Here is a 15686-nt window from a genome sequence, read left to right as displayed (position 1 = left end):
GGGCGGACGCGGGCGGGGTCGGCGCCGAGGTAGGCGAACGTGCGGCGCGCGACCTCGTACCAGGTGGCGCGGCCCGCGCCGGCGGCGTGCAGGACGAGGCCACGGGTGTCGACCCCAGGGCTGTCGACGGCGGGAGCGGCGGTGTCGGTTCCGGTGCCCGCGTGCGCGGCGGCCTCGCCGGCGGCGTGGTGCGTGGCGGCCTCTCGGGTGGCGGCCTCGCGGGCGAGCATCTCGAGGATCGCCGCCGCCAGCGTGGGCGCGTGCGTGGGTGAGCCCCACTGGTCGTCGACCACGCTGACCTCGTCCCGCTCCCGTTCGAGTCGGGCCATGGTCGCCACGAAGTCTCCGCCCGGGATCGCCCACCGCTCCCGTTCCGGCCCGGTGTACAGCCACGACGTGCGCAGGATCGTCGCCTCGGGGTGGGCGGCCAGGACGGCGTGCTCGCCGGCCAGCTTGGTGCGGCCGTACACGGTGGCCGGGTCGGTGGCGTCGGTCGGCTCGAGCGCCGGCGCGGTCGCGGGATCGGGCCGCCCCGCCCCGCCGCGGCCGCGCGGCACCTCGCCGGAGAAGACGTAGTCGGTGCTGACGTGCACCAGCCGCAGCCCGCGTTCCCGGCACGCCTCGGCGAGGATCCGCGGCCCTTCGACGTTGACCAGGTGCGCCCCCGACTCGTCGGTCTCCGCGCCGTCGACGTCGGTGTACGCGGCCGCGTTGATCACCACCGCCGGCTGGTGACGGTCCAGATACCCGGCCACGGACTCCGCCCGGGTGATGTCCAGCTCGTCGCGGCCCGGCGCGAGCACCTCGCCCGGGTGGGCCAGCCGCAGGTGCGTACCCAGTTGTCCGCGCCCGCCGGTGACCAGCACGCGCGGCAGCGCGTCCCGGCGGGCGGCGGCGCCCTCGTCGTCGGCGTTCACAGTCTCCGCCCCTTCTCCCGGCGTAGGACATCCAGCAGATACCGGCCGTACCCCGACTTCTGCAGGGCGTGCGCGCGATCGGTGAGCTCGTCGTCGTCGATATATCCCATCCGCCACGCCACCTCCTCCGGGCAGCCGATCTTCAGGCCCTGCCGGTCTTCGATGGTCCGGACGTAGTTCCCCGCGTCGAGCAGCGAATCGTGGGTGCCCGTGTCCAGCCAGGCGGTACCCCTCGGCAGCACCTCGACCTGCAGGCGGCCCTGCTCCAGGTAGTGCCGGTTGATGTCGGTGATCTCGTACTCCCCGCGCGCCGACCTGGCCAGCCCGCGCGCGACGTCCACCACGTCCGCGCTATAGAAGTAGAGGCCCGGCACGGCGAAGTCCGACGACGGGTTCTCAGGCTTCTCCTCGAGGCTGATCGCGCGGCCGTCGGCGTCGAAGTCGATCACCCCGTACCGGCTCGGATCGGCCACCCGGTAGGCGAACACCGCGCCGCCGTCGAGGTCGGCGAACCGGCGCAGCTGCGTACCCATGCCGGGGCCGTAGAAGATGTTGTCGCCCAGGATCAACGCGACCGGCTCGTCGCCGATGTGGTCCGCGCCCAGCACGAACGCCTGCGCCAGGCCCTCCGGAGCGGCCTGCTCGACGTAGCTCAGCGTGATGCCGAACTGGCTGCCGTCGCCCAGCAACCGCCGGAACTGCGGGGCGTCCTCGGGAGTGGTGATGACGAGGACGTCGCGGATCCCCGCCAGCATGAGCGTGGACAGCGGGTAGTAGATCATCGGCTTGTCGTACACCGGCACCAGCTGCTTGCTCGTGGCCAACGTCAGCGGCCGCAGCCGGGTGCCGCTGCCACCGGCCAGGACGATGCCCTTCACCGCGTCACCCCCGCCGTCACAGGACCTTCTCCGTTCGGGCGTACGTCGCTTCGACCCGCTCCTTGACCGGCTCCCACCAGTCGCGGTGAGCGGCGTACCACTCGATGGTCTGCCGCAGGCCCTCGCGGAAGTCCGTGTGCTGCGGCTCCCAGCCCAGTTCCTCCCGGGTGGCGGAGGCGTCGATCGCGTAGCGCAGGTCGTGGCCCGGGCGGTCGGTGACGTGGTCGAACCCCGGGTCACCGCCGGTGCCCGAGACGCCCATGAGCTCGCAGATCATCCGCATGACCTCGAGGTTGGAGCGCTCGCCGTCGGCGCCGATGAGGTACGTCCGTCCCGGCTCGCCCGCCTCGAGGATGCGCAGGACCGCGGAGTTGTGGTCATCGACGTGGATCCAGTCCCGCACGTTGGCTCCACTGCCGTAGAGGCGGGGCCGCCTACCGTCGAGGATGTTGGTGATCTGCCGCGGGATGAACTTCTCCACGTGCTGGTAGGGCCCGTAGTTGTTCGAGCAGTTGCTGATCGTGGCGCGCACCCCGAAGCTGCGGACCCACGCGCGCACCAGCATGTCCGCGCCCGCCTTGGTCGCCGAGTACGGACTCGACGGGTTGTACGCCGTGGCCGGGGTGAACGTGGCCGGGTCGTCCAGTTCCAGGTCCCCGTAGACCTCGTCCGTCGAGACGTGGTGCAGGCGCACGTCGTGGCGCCGGCAGGCCTCGAGGATCGTGTACGTGCCCACGATGTTCGAGTGCACGAACGGCCACGGCGTGGCGAGCGAGTTGTCGTTGTGACTCTCCGCCGCGAAGTGCACGACCGCGTCGCGCGGCCCCGTCAGCTCGGAGACCAACCGGTCCGTGATCGCGGCGTCCGCACAGTCCGCCTCCACCAGCCGGACCCGGTCGGCGGGGAGCCCGTCCAGGTTCGCGCGATTGGCGGCGTACGTCATGGAGTCGAGCACCGTGACGTGGGCCTGCGGGTACTCGCGGACGACGGAGCGGACGAAGTTGGCGCCGATGAACCCGGCTCCCCCGGTGACGACGAGGCGCATGGGCACAACCCTACCGCCCGGCCGGACCGCCGCCCGACGACTCGTCGCCGCCCTGCGAAGGCGGGTGCCCTGCCGCCCAGCGACACTTGGTCTCGCGCGACCTGCGCGACTGCCGCACCGCCACCACCGCCAACGCCACGCCCGCCAGCAACGGCACCCACACCTTGCTGTACTCGATCAGGAACTCCACCCATCCCGGGACCGAGATCTCCGGGAGGGTGATCGACGGCAACGTGATGTCCGGCCAGGGGATGTCCGGCCACGGAATGCTCGGCAGGGAGAACTCCGGCCACGGGATGTCAATGTCCGGGATGCGCTCGAGGATCCAGTCGAGCACCGGCTCGAGGAGGCGGCCGATCAGGGGCAGCAGCACGATCATCGCGATCGCCCACCCCGACCTGCCGATGCCCGCCGCGACCGGGTAGACAGCGCGCTTCCACGGCGTCGACGCGATCGCCTCCAGCCGGGCCTCGGCGGCGGATCCGGGCGGCGGGTCGAAGTGCACGACGTCGCGGCCCTCGCGGAACGTCACCTGGCGGACCGCCGTGTGGAGCATGTTCGTGCGCACCTGGATGCGCGGGCTCGAGATCGGCGGCGCGGTGGTGTGCTCGCCCGGCTTCGGCGGGTCCGCGGTGAGCGAGAAGCGCCGGTCACTGATCTGCCGGGCGCGCGCGACCACCTCGCCGTCACGCAGCAGGGCACACCCCGGGGATGCGACGGCCGCTGGGGTGGCACCCTTCTTCGGCGGCTTCCGCTGCGGGTACCCGGGGTCGACGGTGCGGAGTTCCTCCGGCGAGCCCACCGCGAACTCGAGGACCCCGTGCTCGGGATGGTCGAGGCGCCAGATCTCCGGCACGCCGTCGGTGGTGGGGGCCTCGGGGACGGGCAGGTCGGGCGCTGGCCGGTTCTCGGTCATCGCGGGCAGGTCGGGCGCTGGCCGGTTCTCGGTCATCGCGGGCTCCTCGGCCGGCGGTCAGCCCCGCACCCTACTCGGCCCGGCGCTGCTCTCCGCCGGCCCCGGCGATCGCGCTCGGCGGCGGATCGGTCGACTCGCCATCGGCGCCTGCCTCGTCGTCGGGAGTCGTGTCGCCGTCGCGACGGGTCTCGTCATCGCGCTCGCGCCGGAGCGTCCGGTACTCCGCGACCATCTTCTCGCGGCGGCGGTTCTTCCACTCGCAAGCCCGGGTGTCACGCGGCGTCACCTGGATGACCTCCTCGGCCGCGATGCCGGATCGCAGCTGCCGGACCCTCAGCACCTCTGCGTCGAGTCGCACCCCGAAGACCACGGCCATGTTGACCAGCCATAGCCACAGGAGGAAGACGATGACGCCGGCCAGCGAGCCGTACACACGGTTGAAATTGCCGAAGTTGGAGACGAAGAAGCTCAGACCGGCCGTGGCGACGCCCATGATCGCCAACGCGGCCGCGGCCCCCAGTGATACCCACGAGAAAGGGCGCCCGGAGATGTTGGGCGCGAACCGGTAGAGGATCGCCAACGCCAAGATCATTGCGACCACGGCAGCCGGCCACTTGGCCACTCCCCACACGGCCAGCGCCGTGCTCCCGAGCCCGATCCAGCCGCCCACCGTCTCCGCCACCGGGCCACTGAACGCCAGGGCCACCCCGCCGATGGCGACCAGGACGACCAGCAGAGCGGTCAGCGTGAGACCAGCGGGCAGCAGTCGCCACGGCGGCCGCCCTTCCTCGATGCCGAACATCGCGTTCATGGCTCTGCCGAGCGCCCGCACGTATCGCGACGCCGACCACAGCGCGACCGCCGTACCCACGATGAGCGCGGTGCCCGCGGCCGGGGTCGTGACCAACGCCTCGACCGGCTCGCGGACGGGATCGAGCACCTCCGGCGGCGCGACGTCGGAGAGCATGTCCATCACCGCATCGACCGTTCTGGAGCCCTGCCCGAAAACGCCGAGCAACGACACCACCACCAGCACCGCCGGGAACAGCGAGAGGACGCCGTAGTAGGTGAGCGAACCGGCGAGGTCTGGGCCGCGGTCGCGGAGGAACTCAGCAACCGAGCGGACGAGCACCATGCGAACGGTGCGCAGTCCTCTGCGGATGGTGGCAGCGGGCCGGTCCGAAGTAGTCATACCCCGATTGTGGTCGCTGTCGACCCGTCCCGCGCCAGCCTCGCCGCGAACCTGCCCGCCCGGGGTCGGCAGGCCCGAAGCCGGCGGACCCGTGGCCCGATTTCGCCTGCCCGCCCACAGCCGCTCCCGGGCATGGCGTCTCGCGCGCACCGCGGGGTGTGCGAGACGCCATGCCCGGGAGCAGCTGCAGATGTCGCGTACATGCGCGGGAGCGAGACGCCATCGCCAGGAGCGGATGCGCGCGCGTGACGGACCGGGTGCGCGGGCGGGCCGAACGCAGGCGACAACCTGACCGAACGCAGGCGCACCGGGCCGGGCGGGTCAGTCGCGGTTGCGGGCCTGCTCCGCCTGGGCCTCGCGCCGGACGTCTGCGGCCTCGTCGATGGCCTTCTGCTGCTTCTCGGCCGCCTTGTCGCTGGCGGTGGTGTCGCGCGGCGGGAGCTGGATGTTCTCCTCGGCGTGCATGCCGGCTTGGAGCTCGCGGGCACGCTCCATCTCGGCGTCGACCTCTGCACCGAACAGGAAGGCGTTGTTGGTGATCCACAGCCACAGCAGGAAGACGATGACGCCGGCCAGCGAACCGTAGGTGGCGTTGTAACTGCCGAAGTTGGACACGTAGAAGAAGAAGCCGACAGTAGCGAGCCCCCACACCGCCAGGGCGACCACCGCGCCGACCGAGATCCAGCGGAACTTGGGCTGCTTGACGTTCGGGGCGAACCCGTAGAGGACCGCGAGGATGACGACGACGATGAGGACCAGCGCCGGCCACTTGGCGATGCCCCACACGGTGACCGCTGTCGAGCCGAGGCCGATCAGGTCACCCACCCACTCGGCGATCGGCCCGCTGACGACCAACATCACGCCGGCCAGGGCGACCAGGATCAGCAACACGGCGGTGAGCAGGATCATCATGGGCTTGAGCTTCCAGAAGGGGCGCCCCTCCTCGACCTCGTAGATGCGGTTCATGGCGCGACCGAAGGCGCCCACATACCCGGAGGCCGTCCAGAGGGCGCCGAGAACACCGGTGATCAGGGCGATCCCGGCGGCCGGGGTGTTGACCAGGCCCTCGATGGGCCCGCGGAGCTCGTTGAGGGTCTGCTCCGGTACCGAGCCCTCGACGAGACTCATCACGGCGTCGACCGTGGCCTGCCCCTGACCGAACACGCCTAGCAGGGAGACCACGGCGAGAAGTGCCGGGAACAGCGACAGGACGGCGAAGTAGGTGAGCGATGCCGCGAGGTCGGTGCAGTTGTCCTTGGAGAACTCCCCGGCGGCGCGTTTGAGGCCGACCTTCCAGGCGCCACCGGTGAGCTTGGTGGGCGACTCGGGCTTACCGTGATCGGGGTCGGCATCCGACCCGGGCTTGTTGGTGATATTGCGACTCGTCGTACTCATATCTTCAGACTCTCGCACCACCGGGGGCGTTCCGCATCCGCGTCGCGGCCCGCATCGTCGCGGACGCGCGCGGCCGTGCGCTCGGGAGCGCCGAGGGATACCGTGGCTCCCCTGTGATGTGGCGTCCGGACTCGGTGGGCTACCCTGTTCGGTGTCACGTCACCAAAGTGGTGCACGAACGCACACGCGACAACGATCAAAGGAGAAACCGATGAGCCTGTCCAACGCGATCCTCCGCGGCGTCACCGGCGCTTTCGTCCTCAATTCCGGCCTGAGCAAGCGGGGGATGCCCACCGAGGCCGCGCAGGGCCTGCAGGGCTTCGCCGCCACGGGCGTGCCCGCCGTGAACCAGATGGATCCGGACACCTTCGGCAAGTTCGTCGCCTACTCGGAGATCGGCATCGGTGCCGCGCTGCTCACCCCGGTGGTACCCCGCCGGATCGCCGGCGCGGCGCTCGGCGTCTTCTCGGCGGGCCTGCTGGCGATGTACTTCCGCAACCCGGACATGACCGAGTCCGACGGCATTCGCCCCAGCCAGGAGGGCATGTCCCTGGCCAAGGACGCGTTCATGGCCGCCATCGCCGGCGCGCTGGTCATCGACAACTCCTGAGATCCGGCCGGCGGGGCGCGGTGATGAACGCCTGCCGGAAAGCCGAGTAGACGGCCCGGCCCCGCCCCCGCGGGGCCGGGCCGTCGTCCCGCGACCGGGTGCCGACGCGGTCCGGATGCGAAGCCCATTCGCGTATCCGACCATGGGGCGATGACGCAGAACCCGGAGCCAGATTCCCCGGCCCGCCGGATGCGGATCGTCGTCACCGGCGCGAGCGGCAACGTGGGCACCCCGCTGGTGCGGAGGCTGCTGGCCGACGGCCACGACGTGGTGGGCCTGTGTCGCCGCATCCCACCCGCCACCCCTCCGTACAGCGGTGCCTCCTGGCATCGCGTCGACCTCTCGTACGCGCCTGCCGACTGGCGGGCGTGCCGCACCCGCGGAACAACTGCTGGACCGGCACGAGCGCAACCATCCCGGCACCCCGACCATCGCCCGCATCCGGCCCGCCTTCATCGTTCACGCAGAGGCCGCCTCGGGTCTGCTCCGCTACTTCACTCCGGCGCTCACTCCCGCGCGGTCGCTCCGGGCGCGGCCGGTGCACCTGCCCTACCGCGTGCTGCGTCAGCTCGTCCACATCAGCTGGCTGCTGCGCCTCCAGCCGGTCAGCATCGGCTGGGTCGATCTGGCGTTCGGCGCCCCGCTCATGCACACCACCCGCGCCCGCGCGGAGCTCGGCTGGCGCCCCACGGTCGCGGCGGACGAGGCGCTGCGCGAGGTGATCGACGCGATCGTCGCGGGCCGGGCCGGACCGTCACCACCGCTGCGCAAGCGGACACTGCTTGACGCGCTGGCGGGACTGCGCCGCGGCGGCGCGGTCGACGTCCGGCGACTGCCGTAGCCGCTGCGGCTCAGGCCCGGTCGGCGTCGGCGATCGCGCCGAGGATCGCGTCGGCGAGGTCGGCGCGGCACACGACGAGATCCGGCAGGTAGGTCTCCGCGACGTTGTACTCGAGCGGGGAGCCGTCGATCCGCACCGCCACGAGCCCGCGGGCCAGTGCGACCCCGGCAGGGGCCGCGGAGTCCCACTGGTACTGCCCGCCCGCGTGGATGTAGGCGTCGGCCTCGCCGCGGACGACGGCAGCCGCCTTGGCGCCGGCCGAGCCCAACGGCACCAGGTCCCCGTCCACCGCGCCGGCCACGGCACGGGCGAACGCGGGCGGGCGGGAGGCCGAGAGGACGATCCTCGGCCGGGAGCCCGTACGAGGGGGAAGAAGGCCTCCCCCGTGCACCCCGCCGTTGCCCACGGGGGCGGCGTAGATCTCGTCGTCGTCGACCCCACACACCACCCCGAGCGCCGGTAGTCCGACCGCTGCGGCGGTGAGTCGTGATGTCGCCGGGTCCCCGTCGCGCTCCCACAGCGCCACGTGCACGGCCCAGTCGGGGCGGTCACCGAGCCCGTACTCGCGGGTGCCGTCGACGGGGTCGATGATCCACACGCGGTCGGCGTCCACGCGGGAGAGATCGTCCTTGGACTCCTCGGACAGGACGGCGTCGCCGGGACGCGCGTCGGCGAGCCGCTCGAGCAGCAGCTCGTTGGCACGACGGTCGCCGATGTCGCCGAGCGTGCGCCCGGTGGGCCCGGAGGACCGGAGCTCCACCAGCAGACGGCCGGCGTCCTTGGCGAGGTCGACGGCGAGCTGCTGGTCCGGTGTGCGCGTGGCGGAGGTCATGGCCTCCAGCCTAGGAGGCTCACCGCCAGCGCGACCGGAGTCCCCTGCGCCGACCGTGTCCGTACTCGCGCGCGACGCGGGCGGGCTGATCCGGGCAACGATGCGCATCGGCCGCCACCCGGGCCGCCCCCCGTGACGGCAACGTGCCGCTCCGGGCCCCGCAGCGCTGGCAACCCCACACGGCCCCGTCCGCGGTCTCCTCGACAAAGCACACGCGCTCTCCGACCTCGTTCATGGGTCTCCTCGAGCACGGCGGCGGCCCCCTAGCCAGCGCGGTCCGCCTATATTGTCACAAATCTTTTATCGGCGGAAGTGGTGTCATGCGTTTGCATCGCACCAACCGGCCCCGGCCCCGTGGCGCGACCGCGGAGTCGGGCGAACAGACAGATCGGTCTAGACAAGGTGGCGCCTATATGTCTACTGTCTTACTCGACTTAATCAACCCACTACCTCAAAGGGGTGCCGATGAGGACTCTCATCGTGCTCGGCGTGGTCGGCGCCATCGCCCAACTCATCGACGGCTCCCTTGGCATGGCCTACGGCGTCACCTCCACGACGCTGCTGGTCGCGGCCGGTATCGCACCCGCGGCCGCGTCGGCGTCCGTGCACTTCGCCGAGATCGGCACCACCCTCGCGTCGGGCTTCTCCCACCACAAACTCGGCAACGTGGACTGGCGGATCGTGCGCATCCTCGCCGTCCCGGGCGCGATCGGCGCGTTCGCCGGCGCCACCATCCTCAGCAGCCTCCCGGCCGACGTGGCCAAGCCGGTCGTGGGCGTCATCCTGCTCGCGCTGGGCCTCTATGTCCTGTACCGCTTCCTCGCGCTCGGCGGCCGGCGCCCCGAGTTCAAGGGCCGCGTCCGCACGGCCTTCCTCGTCCCGCTCGGCCTCGTGGGCGGGACGCTCGACTCGCTCGGCGGCGGCGGATGGGGTCCCGTCGGCACGACCTCGTTACTGTCGTCGGGCCGGGTCGAACCCCGCAAGGTCGTGGGCTCGATCGACACCTCGGAGTTCGTGGTGGCCGTGGGCGGCTCGCTCGGCTTCCTCCTCGGCCTGGGCGCCGCCGGGATCGACTGGGGCTACGCGCTGGCGTTGCTCGTCGGCGGCGTGATCGTCGCGCCGTTCGCCGCATGGCTGGTCAAGCACCTGCCCGCGCGCGTGCTCGGCACCGCGGCCGGCGGTCTCATCGTGGTGACCAACGCGCGCACCCTGCTGCTCTGGGGCGAGGTGCCGGCCGCGGTCACCAACCCGATCCTCCTCGCCCTGGTCGCCGTCTGGCTCGTCCTGATCACGTGGGCCGTGCTCGCCGAGAGGAAGAGCCGGGGCGACGACGACGAGCTCAGCACCTCCGACCGCCCCGCCCCCACGGATAGCGCGGGACAGGTTCCCGTTCGCGCCTGAGATGTGAGCGCGCACAACGCCTGTCTCCCTGGCGGTGCCACTTGGTCGTTCGTCCAACTGGACGGTCGACCGAGTAGCTCACGACGACCCCGGCCACTTCTCCCACGCCACTCCCCACTCGCCCGAGGCGGGGGCTCTGGGAGACTGTGTCCCATGAGGGTCACCGCCAAGTCCGACTACGCGTTGCGTGCGCTCGTCGAACTCGCGGCGGCCCGCAGCGACGACCCCGCCCGCGACCCGAGGGACAGCCCGGTCAGCGCGGAGGAACTGGGGCGGCTACAGGACATCCCGCACGGTTTCCTCCAGGCGATCCTCTCGGACCTGCGTCGCGCGGGCCTGGTCGCCAGCCGTCGCGGCAAGACCGGTGGGTGGTTCCTCGGCCGGGACGCCGGCGAGATCACGGTCGCCGACGTGATGCGGGCCGTCGACGGGCCACTGGTCAGCGTTTACGACGTCCGGCCCGAGGCGGTGGTCTACAACGAGCGCGCGGCGGTCCTGCAGCACGTGTGGATCGCGTCGCGGGCGGCGCTGCGCCGGGTGATGGACGCGGTGACGATCGCCGACCTGGTCGCCGGGGACCTGCCGGGAGAGGTTCACGAGCTCACGCTGGACACCGACGCCTGGGAGCCCCGCTAGACACCGCTCGACCCACGGCCCGCATCGCAGCCCGGCACCGGCCCATGCGCAGTCGGCACTAGCCCGATGCGCAGCCGGAACCGGCCCAATGGGCAGCCGCCCCACAAGATGGCGTCTCGCCCGCCCCGCGGTACGCCCGCGCACAGCTTCCGTACCGCAGCCGCTCCTGAAGATGGCGTCTCGCCCCAGCCCCTGCCCGCCCACAACACAGCCGCTCCTCGCCATGGCGTCTCGCCCACCCCGCGGTGCGCGCGAGACGCCATCCCGGGGAGCGGCTGCGCATCTGGTGCGCGCGAGACGCCATCCCGGGGAGCGGCTGCGGGTAGGGGTGCGGCTGGCCCGGCGATGCCCGGCTCAGGCGTGAGTCGACGCCCCGGGCTGCTGCACCGCCGGCCGGTCGAGGTGCACCGAGAACCGGCGCACGAGCGCCTTCCAGACCAACGGGCCGCCCACGACCAGCACCAGCGTGATGATTCCGATCAACAATGGCGAGGCGCCGAGCATGGCCGAGGCCGTCACGGCGAGCACGATCGTGATGCCGCGGCGGATGAGCCCACCCGGCACGCGCCCGGCGAACCTGGAGCCGAAGAACGTGCCGATCGCCCCGCCGATGAGCAGCGGCACGAGCAGATTCCAGTCGACGCCGGTCACCATGACGTGCCCGATCGCGGCCGCGATGACCAGCGGGACCGCCTGCACGAGGTCGGTACCCACCAGCCGCAGCGCGGCGAGCGTCGGGTAGAGCAGCATGATGCACATCATGATGACGGTGCCCGAGCCCACCGAGGTGATGCCCACCATCAGTCCGCCGATCACGCCGACGAGCAGCGTGAGCACCGGCTTGACCGGCGGGTCCGGATCGTCACCGGTGCGGATGCGCCCGGACATCTCGAAGAACGCCCGCAGGAAGTAGGCCGTCGACGCCACGATGAGGGTCGCGCCGATGGCCTTCTTCAGCATCCCCTGCACGTCCTCGGCACCGAACGCGTGCACGAGCCACGCGCCGAGGTACGCCGTCGGCACCGAGCCGATGATCAGCCAGAGGGCGATCTTGAGATTGGGTTTACCGTGCCTCCAGTGCACGCCCGCGCCCACGACCTTGTTGACCGCGTTGACAACCAGGTCGTTGGCGACGGCCGCCGTCGGTGGGATGCCCACGAGGATGAGCGCCGGCGTCATGAGTGCGCCGCCGCCCATCCCCGTCAGGCCGATCACCACGCCGATGACGGCGCTGACGACCAGCAGGCCGAGCGAGTCGTAGGTCCACAGGGCCTCGGGCACCGGCTCAGATTCCCAGGATGGAGCTGAGGATCCGCTGCGCGACCTCTTCTGCGGTGCCGTCCTCGGGACGGATGTGCAGGTCCGGGGTCAGCGGCGGCTCGTACGGCGCGGAGACGCCGGTGAACTCGGCGATTTCGCCCGCGCGCGCCTTGGCGTAGAGGCCCTTGGGGTCGCGGGCCTCGCACTCGGCCAGCGGGGTGTCCACGAACACCTCGGTGAACGGCAGGTCGGCCTTGGCGTGGACCTGGCGCGCCGCGTCCCGGTCGGCGCGCATGGGCGAGATGAGGGAACAGATGACGACGACGCCGGCATCGGCGAACAGCGCCGCCACCTCGGCGGTGCGGCGGATGTTCTCCGCCCGGTCCTCGGCCGAGAACCCGAGGTCGGCATTGAGGCCGTGACGCAGGTTGTCGCCGTCGAGGATGTACGCCGGATGACCGGACTCGATGAGCAGACGCTCGACCTCGGAGGCGATGGTCGACTTGCCCGAGCCCGACAGGCCCGTCAGCCACAGGGTGCGGCCCTGGCCGCGGTCGCCGCGCTGGACGGCCCCGGCGTGCCAGACGACGTTGGACCCGGTGGTGGCGGGCCCGATGATCATGCCCGCACCCACCGTGTTCCCGGTGATCTCATCCACGAGGATGAACGCGCCCGTGTCGCGGTTGCGACGGTAGGGGTCGTACATCAGCGGCGTCTGCGTCCGAAGCCCGATGCGCCCGATCTCGTTGAGCTGGAGCTCGGTGGAGTCGGGGTCACGGTGCAGCGTGTTGACGTCGAGCCGGTACTCCATCCCCGTCACGATCGCCTTGGTCTCGCGCGTCGTGTGCTTGACGATGTAGCGCTTGTTGGTCTCGAGGGTCGTGTCGTCGGCGAACCAGCAGACCATGGCCTCGAGCTCGGTGCCCTGGTGCGGCCGGTTGCCGGGCCGGGCGATCATCTCGCCGCGGACGATGTCGATCTCGTCGTTGAGCGCGATCGTCACCGCGGCGGGAGCGGCGGCCTCGTCGAGCTCCACTCCGCCCGGGCCCCAGATCGCCTTGACGGTGGACTGCCGCCCGGACGGCATGACCACCACGTCGTCGTCGACCTTGATGATCCCACCCGCGACGGTCCCGGCGAAGGACCGGTGATCCAACCCGTCGGCGCGCTGGGGGCGGATCACGTACTGCACCGGGAACCGGACGTCGGTGAGGTTGCGGTCCGAGGCGATGTGCACGTTCTCGAGGTGGTCGAGCAGCGCCGGGCCCGTGTACCAGGGCATGGCGTCCGACCGCTCCACGACGTTGTCGCCCCTGAGCGCCGAGAGCGGCACGAAGGTGACGTCGTGGACCTCGAGCTTGGCGGCGAAGTCGGTGAACTCGGCGCGGATCGCCTCGAACGTGGCCTCGTCGTAGTCGATGAGGTCCATCTTGTTCACCGCCACGACCAGGCGCGGGATGCCCAGCAGTGCGGACAGGAAGGCGTGGCGGCGGGTCTGCTCGAGCACTCCCTTGCGGGCGTCGACGAGGATGATCGCCACGTCCGCGGTCGAGGCACCGGTGACCATGTTGCGCGTGTACTGCACGTGGCCCGGGGTGTCCGCGATGATGAACTTGCGCCGCGGGGTCGAGAAGTAGCGGTAGGCGACGTCGATCGTGATGCCCTGCTCGCGCTCGGACCGCAGCCCGTCGGTGAGCAGCGCGAGGTCGGTGTACTCGTCGCCGCGCTTGGCGGAGGTGGCCTCGATGGAGGCGAGTTGGTCCTCGAAGATGCCCTTGGAGTCGAACAGCAGTCGGCCGATGAGCGTCGACTTGCCGTCGTCGACGGAGCCGGCGGTCGCGATGCGCAGGAGCTGCGCGTGCTCGGCCATGGTCTGCAACTGGTCGGCCGCGCTCTCGGCGGTGGCCGGCGCGGTGTCCGTGGTGGGGGTGCTCATCAGAAGTAGCCCTCCTTCTTGCGGTCTTCCATGCCGGCCTCGGAGATCCGGTCATCGGCGCGGGTGGCGCCGCGTTCGGTGACGCGGGTGCCCGCGACCTCGGCGACGACGGCGGCGTTGTCGGCGGCGTCGGACTCGACGCAGCCCGTGCAGGTGGCGTCGCCGACGGTGCGGAAACGCACGAGCTCGGTGCGCGCCTCCTCGTGCGGCAGCGTCTCCAGGAAGCGGGTCTTGGCGAGGAGCATGCCGTCGCGCTCGATGACCTCGCGCTCGTGGGCGTAGTAGATCGGCGGCAGGTCGATGTCCTCGCGCTCGATGTACTGCCAGATGTCCAGCTCGGTCCAGTTGGACAGCGGGAACACGCGGATGTGCTCGCCCTTGCGGTGCTTGCCGTTGTACAGCTTCCACAGCTCGGGCCGCTGGGCGCGCGGGTCCCAGGCGCCGAACGCGTCGCGGAAGGAGAAGACGCGCTCCTTGGCGCGGGCCTTCTCCTCGTCGCGGCGGGCGCCACCGAAGACGGCGTCGAATCGGTTCTCCTGGATCCCACGCAGCAGGGCGGCGGTCTGGAGGCGGTTGCGGCTCGCGCCGACCCCGGTGTCCTCGACCACGCGTCCGGCGTCGATGTCGTCCTGGACGTGGGAGACGAGCAGCTGGACGCCGGTCTCCGCGACTACACGGTCGCGGTAGTCGATGACCTCGTCGAAGTTGTGGCCGGTGTCGACGTGCATGAGCGGGAACGGCATGGGCGCGGGCCAGAAGGCCTTGCGGGCGAGGTGGAACATCACCACCGAGTCCTTGCCGCCGGAGAACAGCATCCCCGGGCGTTCGAACTGTGCGGCTACCTCGCGGAAGATGTGGACGGACTCCGCCTCGAGCGCGTCGAGATGCGAGAGCGTCACCGCCGACCTCGTCGTCATGCGACCTCCAGTGTCGTGGGCTGGCCGGCGGACCGGACAGCACGGCAGACCGATCTGTCTACCTTCGGGCGTCCGGACCATCCTGCGCCCGCCCCGCCCGGTTTTCCATCTCGCCGACGGCAATCACCCCCGCCCCGTCGAAAAGTCGACATATGATGACGGATATGCGACACGAACCGACGCACCGGGTGCTCGCGGCGCTCCGCGCGCTCGCCACCGACGGCCCGCCCCTGCCGTTGACGGAGATCGCCAGGATGGCCGGGGCGAGTCGCTCGACCCTCCACGCGGTCCTGGCGGAGATGGACGCCCAGGGGTGGGCGGAGAAGACGCGGGCCGGGTGGCGGGCCGGGCCGGCCCTGCGCGAGGTGGGCGCGGCGCTGGCCACGGAGGTCGACCTGGTCCGGGCCGCCCGCCAGCCGCTCGAGGCCCTGGCGGACGCCACCGGGATCGCGGCGGTGGTGTTCGAGGTCCGCGACGGGATGGCCGAGGTCGTCGACTCGGTCGGCGCCGGCATGCGCACCGCTTCCCGGGAGGCGCTGCCCGTCGGCCACGTGGTGCCGGTGCGCGCCCCGTTCGCCCGCGAGCTGGCGGCCCGACTACCACTGGGCGAGCAACGTCAGTGGCTGGCCGACGCGGCGGGGCTGACCACCGCCGCGCGCGACCGGCTCGAGGTGGTGCTCCCGCAGATCGCGCGACGTGGCTGGTCCATCGAGCGGCTCACTCCCGCCCGCCGCGAGCTGCTGCGGATGGCCGACTCGTTGGAGACCTCCGGCATCGGCGCCCTGGTCCGTGACCGCGTGTCCGAGCTGTTCGTCGAACTCTCGGAGATCGACGTGACCGACGCCGAACTCGGCGGCGCCGCGGACCTGGCCGTGGCCTCGGTGGCGGCACCGAGCCCACGAGACATCTC

General features: G+C 71.4%; 15 protein-coding genes and 1 pseudogene. 6 read left to right on the top strand and 10 right to left on the bottom strand.

The annotated features are described in order from the left end of the window. The 6 genes from KHA85_RS14480 to KHA85_RS14455 all read right to left on the bottom strand — a co-directional run. Positions 1 to 917: SDR family oxidoreductase (locus KHA85_RS14480; RefSeq protein WP_213186339.1), on the bottom strand; the 917-nt coding region annotated here is incomplete at its 3' end. Continuing rightward, the gene (gene rfbA, locus KHA85_RS14475; RefSeq protein WP_131885993.1) at positions 914 to 1795 is read right to left on the bottom strand and encodes a glucose-1-phosphate thymidylyltransferase RfbA; all 882 of its coding nucleotides are present in this window, start codon (positions 1793 to 1795) and stop codon (positions 914 to 916) included. The genes rfbA and KHA85_RS14480, both read right to left, overlap by 4 nt. A gap of 16 nt (positions 1796 to 1811) precedes the next feature. Continuing rightward, positions 1812 to 2840, bottom strand: a complete 1029-nt coding sequence (gene rfbB, locus KHA85_RS14470) for a dTDP-glucose 4,6-dehydratase (RefSeq protein ID WP_131885994.1) — start codon at positions 2838 to 2840, stop codon at positions 1812 to 1814. A gap of 10 nt (positions 2841 to 2850) precedes the next feature. Beyond that, on the bottom strand, positions 2851 to 3792 hold the full coding sequence (locus KHA85_RS14465) for a hypothetical protein (RefSeq protein ID WP_213186338.1): 942 nt from the start codon (positions 3790 to 3792) through the stop codon (positions 2851 to 2853). A gap of 34 nt (positions 3793 to 3826) precedes the next feature. Further along, on the bottom strand, positions 3827 to 4948 hold the full coding sequence (locus tag KHA85_RS14460) for a YihY/virulence factor BrkB family protein (protein WP_236885733.1): 1122 nt from the start codon (positions 4946 to 4948) through the stop codon (positions 3827 to 3829). Positions 4949 to 5269: 321 nt separating this feature from the next. Beyond that, a complete protein-coding gene (locus tag KHA85_RS14455) occupies positions 5270 to 6343 on the bottom strand; it encodes a YihY/virulence factor BrkB family protein (RefSeq protein ID WP_131885995.1) in 1074 nt (357 codons plus the stop codon). Positions 6344 to 6554: 211 nt separating this feature from the next. Here KHA85_RS14455 and KHA85_RS14450 point away from each other — a divergent pair, with 211 nt between their 5' ends. From KHA85_RS14450 to KHA85_RS14445, 3 genes and pseudogenes are all read left to right on the top strand, one after another. Then, complete coding sequence (locus KHA85_RS14450) at positions 6555 to 6953, top strand: hypothetical protein (protein WP_131885996.1); 399 nt, start codon at positions 6555 to 6557, stop codon at positions 6951 to 6953. Between the two features lie 150 nt (positions 6954 to 7103). Then, positions 7104 to 7235: pseudogene (locus KHA85_RS18505) on the top strand (NAD-dependent epimerase/dehydratase family protein); the annotation flags it as partial. A 34-nt stretch (positions 7236 to 7269) separates the two neighbouring features. Next, positions 7270 to 7794 carry a Rossmann-fold NAD(P)-binding domain-containing protein gene (locus tag KHA85_RS14445; protein ID WP_236885738.1) on the top strand — a complete coding sequence of 175 codons (525 nt, stop codon included), beginning with the start codon at positions 7270 to 7272 and terminating at the stop codon, positions 7792 to 7794. A 10-nt stretch (positions 7795 to 7804) separates the two neighbouring features. On the opposite strand, the gene KHA85_RS14440 is transcribed toward KHA85_RS14445, so the two are convergent. Beyond that, positions 7805 to 8626 carry a 3'(2'),5'-bisphosphate nucleotidase CysQ gene (locus tag KHA85_RS14440; RefSeq protein WP_213186337.1) on the bottom strand — a complete coding sequence of 274 codons (822 nt, stop codon included), beginning with the start codon at positions 8624 to 8626 and terminating at the stop codon, positions 7805 to 7807. A 465-nt stretch (positions 8627 to 9091) separates the two neighbouring features. Between KHA85_RS14440 and KHA85_RS14435 the strand changes: the two genes are divergently transcribed. Together KHA85_RS14435 and KHA85_RS14430 are read left to right on the top strand one after the other, a co-directional pair. Next, positions 9092 to 10027, top strand: a complete 936-nt coding sequence (locus tag KHA85_RS14435) for a sulfite exporter TauE/SafE family protein (protein WP_213186336.1) — start codon at positions 9092 to 9094, stop codon at positions 10025 to 10027. 153 nt (positions 10028 to 10180) lie between these two features. Beyond that, complete coding sequence (locus KHA85_RS14430; protein ID WP_213186335.1) at positions 10181 to 10663, top strand: RrF2 family transcriptional regulator; 483 nt, start codon at positions 10181 to 10183, stop codon at positions 10661 to 10663. Between the two features lie 354 nt (positions 10664 to 11017). Here the strand turns inward: KHA85_RS14430 and KHA85_RS14425 are convergent, their stop codons facing one another. From KHA85_RS14425 to cysD, 3 genes are read right to left on the bottom strand one after another with little or no spacing between them, the layout of a single operon-like run. Beyond that, the gene (locus tag KHA85_RS14425; protein WP_131885999.1) at positions 11018 to 11944 is read right to left on the bottom strand and encodes a sulfite exporter TauE/SafE family protein; all 927 of its coding nucleotides are present in this window, start codon (positions 11942 to 11944) and stop codon (positions 11018 to 11020) included. 4 nt (positions 11945 to 11948) lie between these two features. After that, on the bottom strand, positions 11949 to 13859 hold the full coding sequence (gene cysN / locus KHA85_RS14420; protein WP_131886000.1) for a sulfate adenylyltransferase subunit CysN: 1911 nt from the start codon (positions 13857 to 13859) through the stop codon (positions 11949 to 11951). After that, positions 13859 to 14776 carry a sulfate adenylyltransferase subunit CysD gene (gene cysD / locus KHA85_RS14415; RefSeq protein ID WP_109148884.1) on the bottom strand — a complete coding sequence of 306 codons (918 nt, stop codon included), beginning with the start codon at positions 14774 to 14776 and terminating at the stop codon, positions 13859 to 13861. The genes cysN and cysD overlap by 1 nt, the downstream gene beginning before the upstream one ends. Before the next feature lie 164 nt (positions 14777 to 14940). On the opposite strand from cysD, the gene KHA85_RS14410 reads away from it, so the two are divergent. After that, positions 14941 to 15686 (top strand): helix-turn-helix domain-containing protein (locus KHA85_RS14410; protein WP_213186334.1); only part of this gene is annotated, 746 nt, incomplete at its 3' end.

The organism is Dietzia massiliensis, from assembly GCF_018390595.1.
In the GTDB taxonomy this organism is placed as follows: Bacteria; Actinomycetota; Actinomycetes; order Mycobacteriales; family Mycobacteriaceae; genus Dietzia; species Dietzia massiliensis.
The sequence above is the reverse complement of the archived record's forward strand: the minus strand, read 5'-3'. Positions and strand labels throughout refer to the sequence as shown.

Bases quoted from the DNA above. Each gene is read 5' to 3' on its own strand.
- rfbB (WP_131885994.1), bottom strand. From the start codon at position 2,840: ATGCGCCTCGTCGTCACCGGGGGAGCCGGGTTCATCGGCGCCAACTTC.
- KHA85_RS14465 (WP_213186338.1), bottom strand. From the start codon at position 3,792: ATGACCGAGAACCGGCCAGCGCCCGACCTGCCCGCGATGACCGAGAAC.
- KHA85_RS14460 (WP_236885733.1), bottom strand. From the start codon at position 4,948: ATGACTACTTCGGACCGGCCCGCTGCCACCATCCGCAGAGGACTGCGC.
- KHA85_RS14455 (WP_131885995.1), bottom strand. From the start codon at position 6,343: ATGAGTACGACGAGTCGCAATATCACCAACAAGCCCGGGTCGGATGCC.
- KHA85_RS14450 (WP_131885996.1), top strand. From the start codon at position 6,555: ATGAGCCTGTCCAACGCGATCCTCCGCGGCGTCACCGGCGCTTTCGTC.
- KHA85_RS14440 (WP_213186337.1), bottom strand. From the start codon at position 8,626: ATGACCTCCGCCACGCGCACACCGGACCAGCAGCTCGCCGTCGACCTC.
- KHA85_RS14435 (WP_213186336.1), top strand. From the start codon at position 9,092: ATGAGGACTCTCATCGTGCTCGGCGTGGTCGGCGCCATCGCCCAACTC.
- KHA85_RS14430 (WP_213186335.1), top strand. From the start codon at position 10,181: ATGAGGGTCACCGCCAAGTCCGACTACGCGTTGCGTGCGCTCGTCGAA.
- cysN (WP_131886000.1), bottom strand. From the start codon at position 13,859: ATGAGCACCCCCACCACGGACACCGCGCCGGCCACCGCCGAGAGCGCG.
- cysD (WP_109148884.1), bottom strand. From the start codon at position 14,776: ATGACGACGAGGTCGGCGGTGACGCTCTCGCATCTCGACGCGCTCGAG.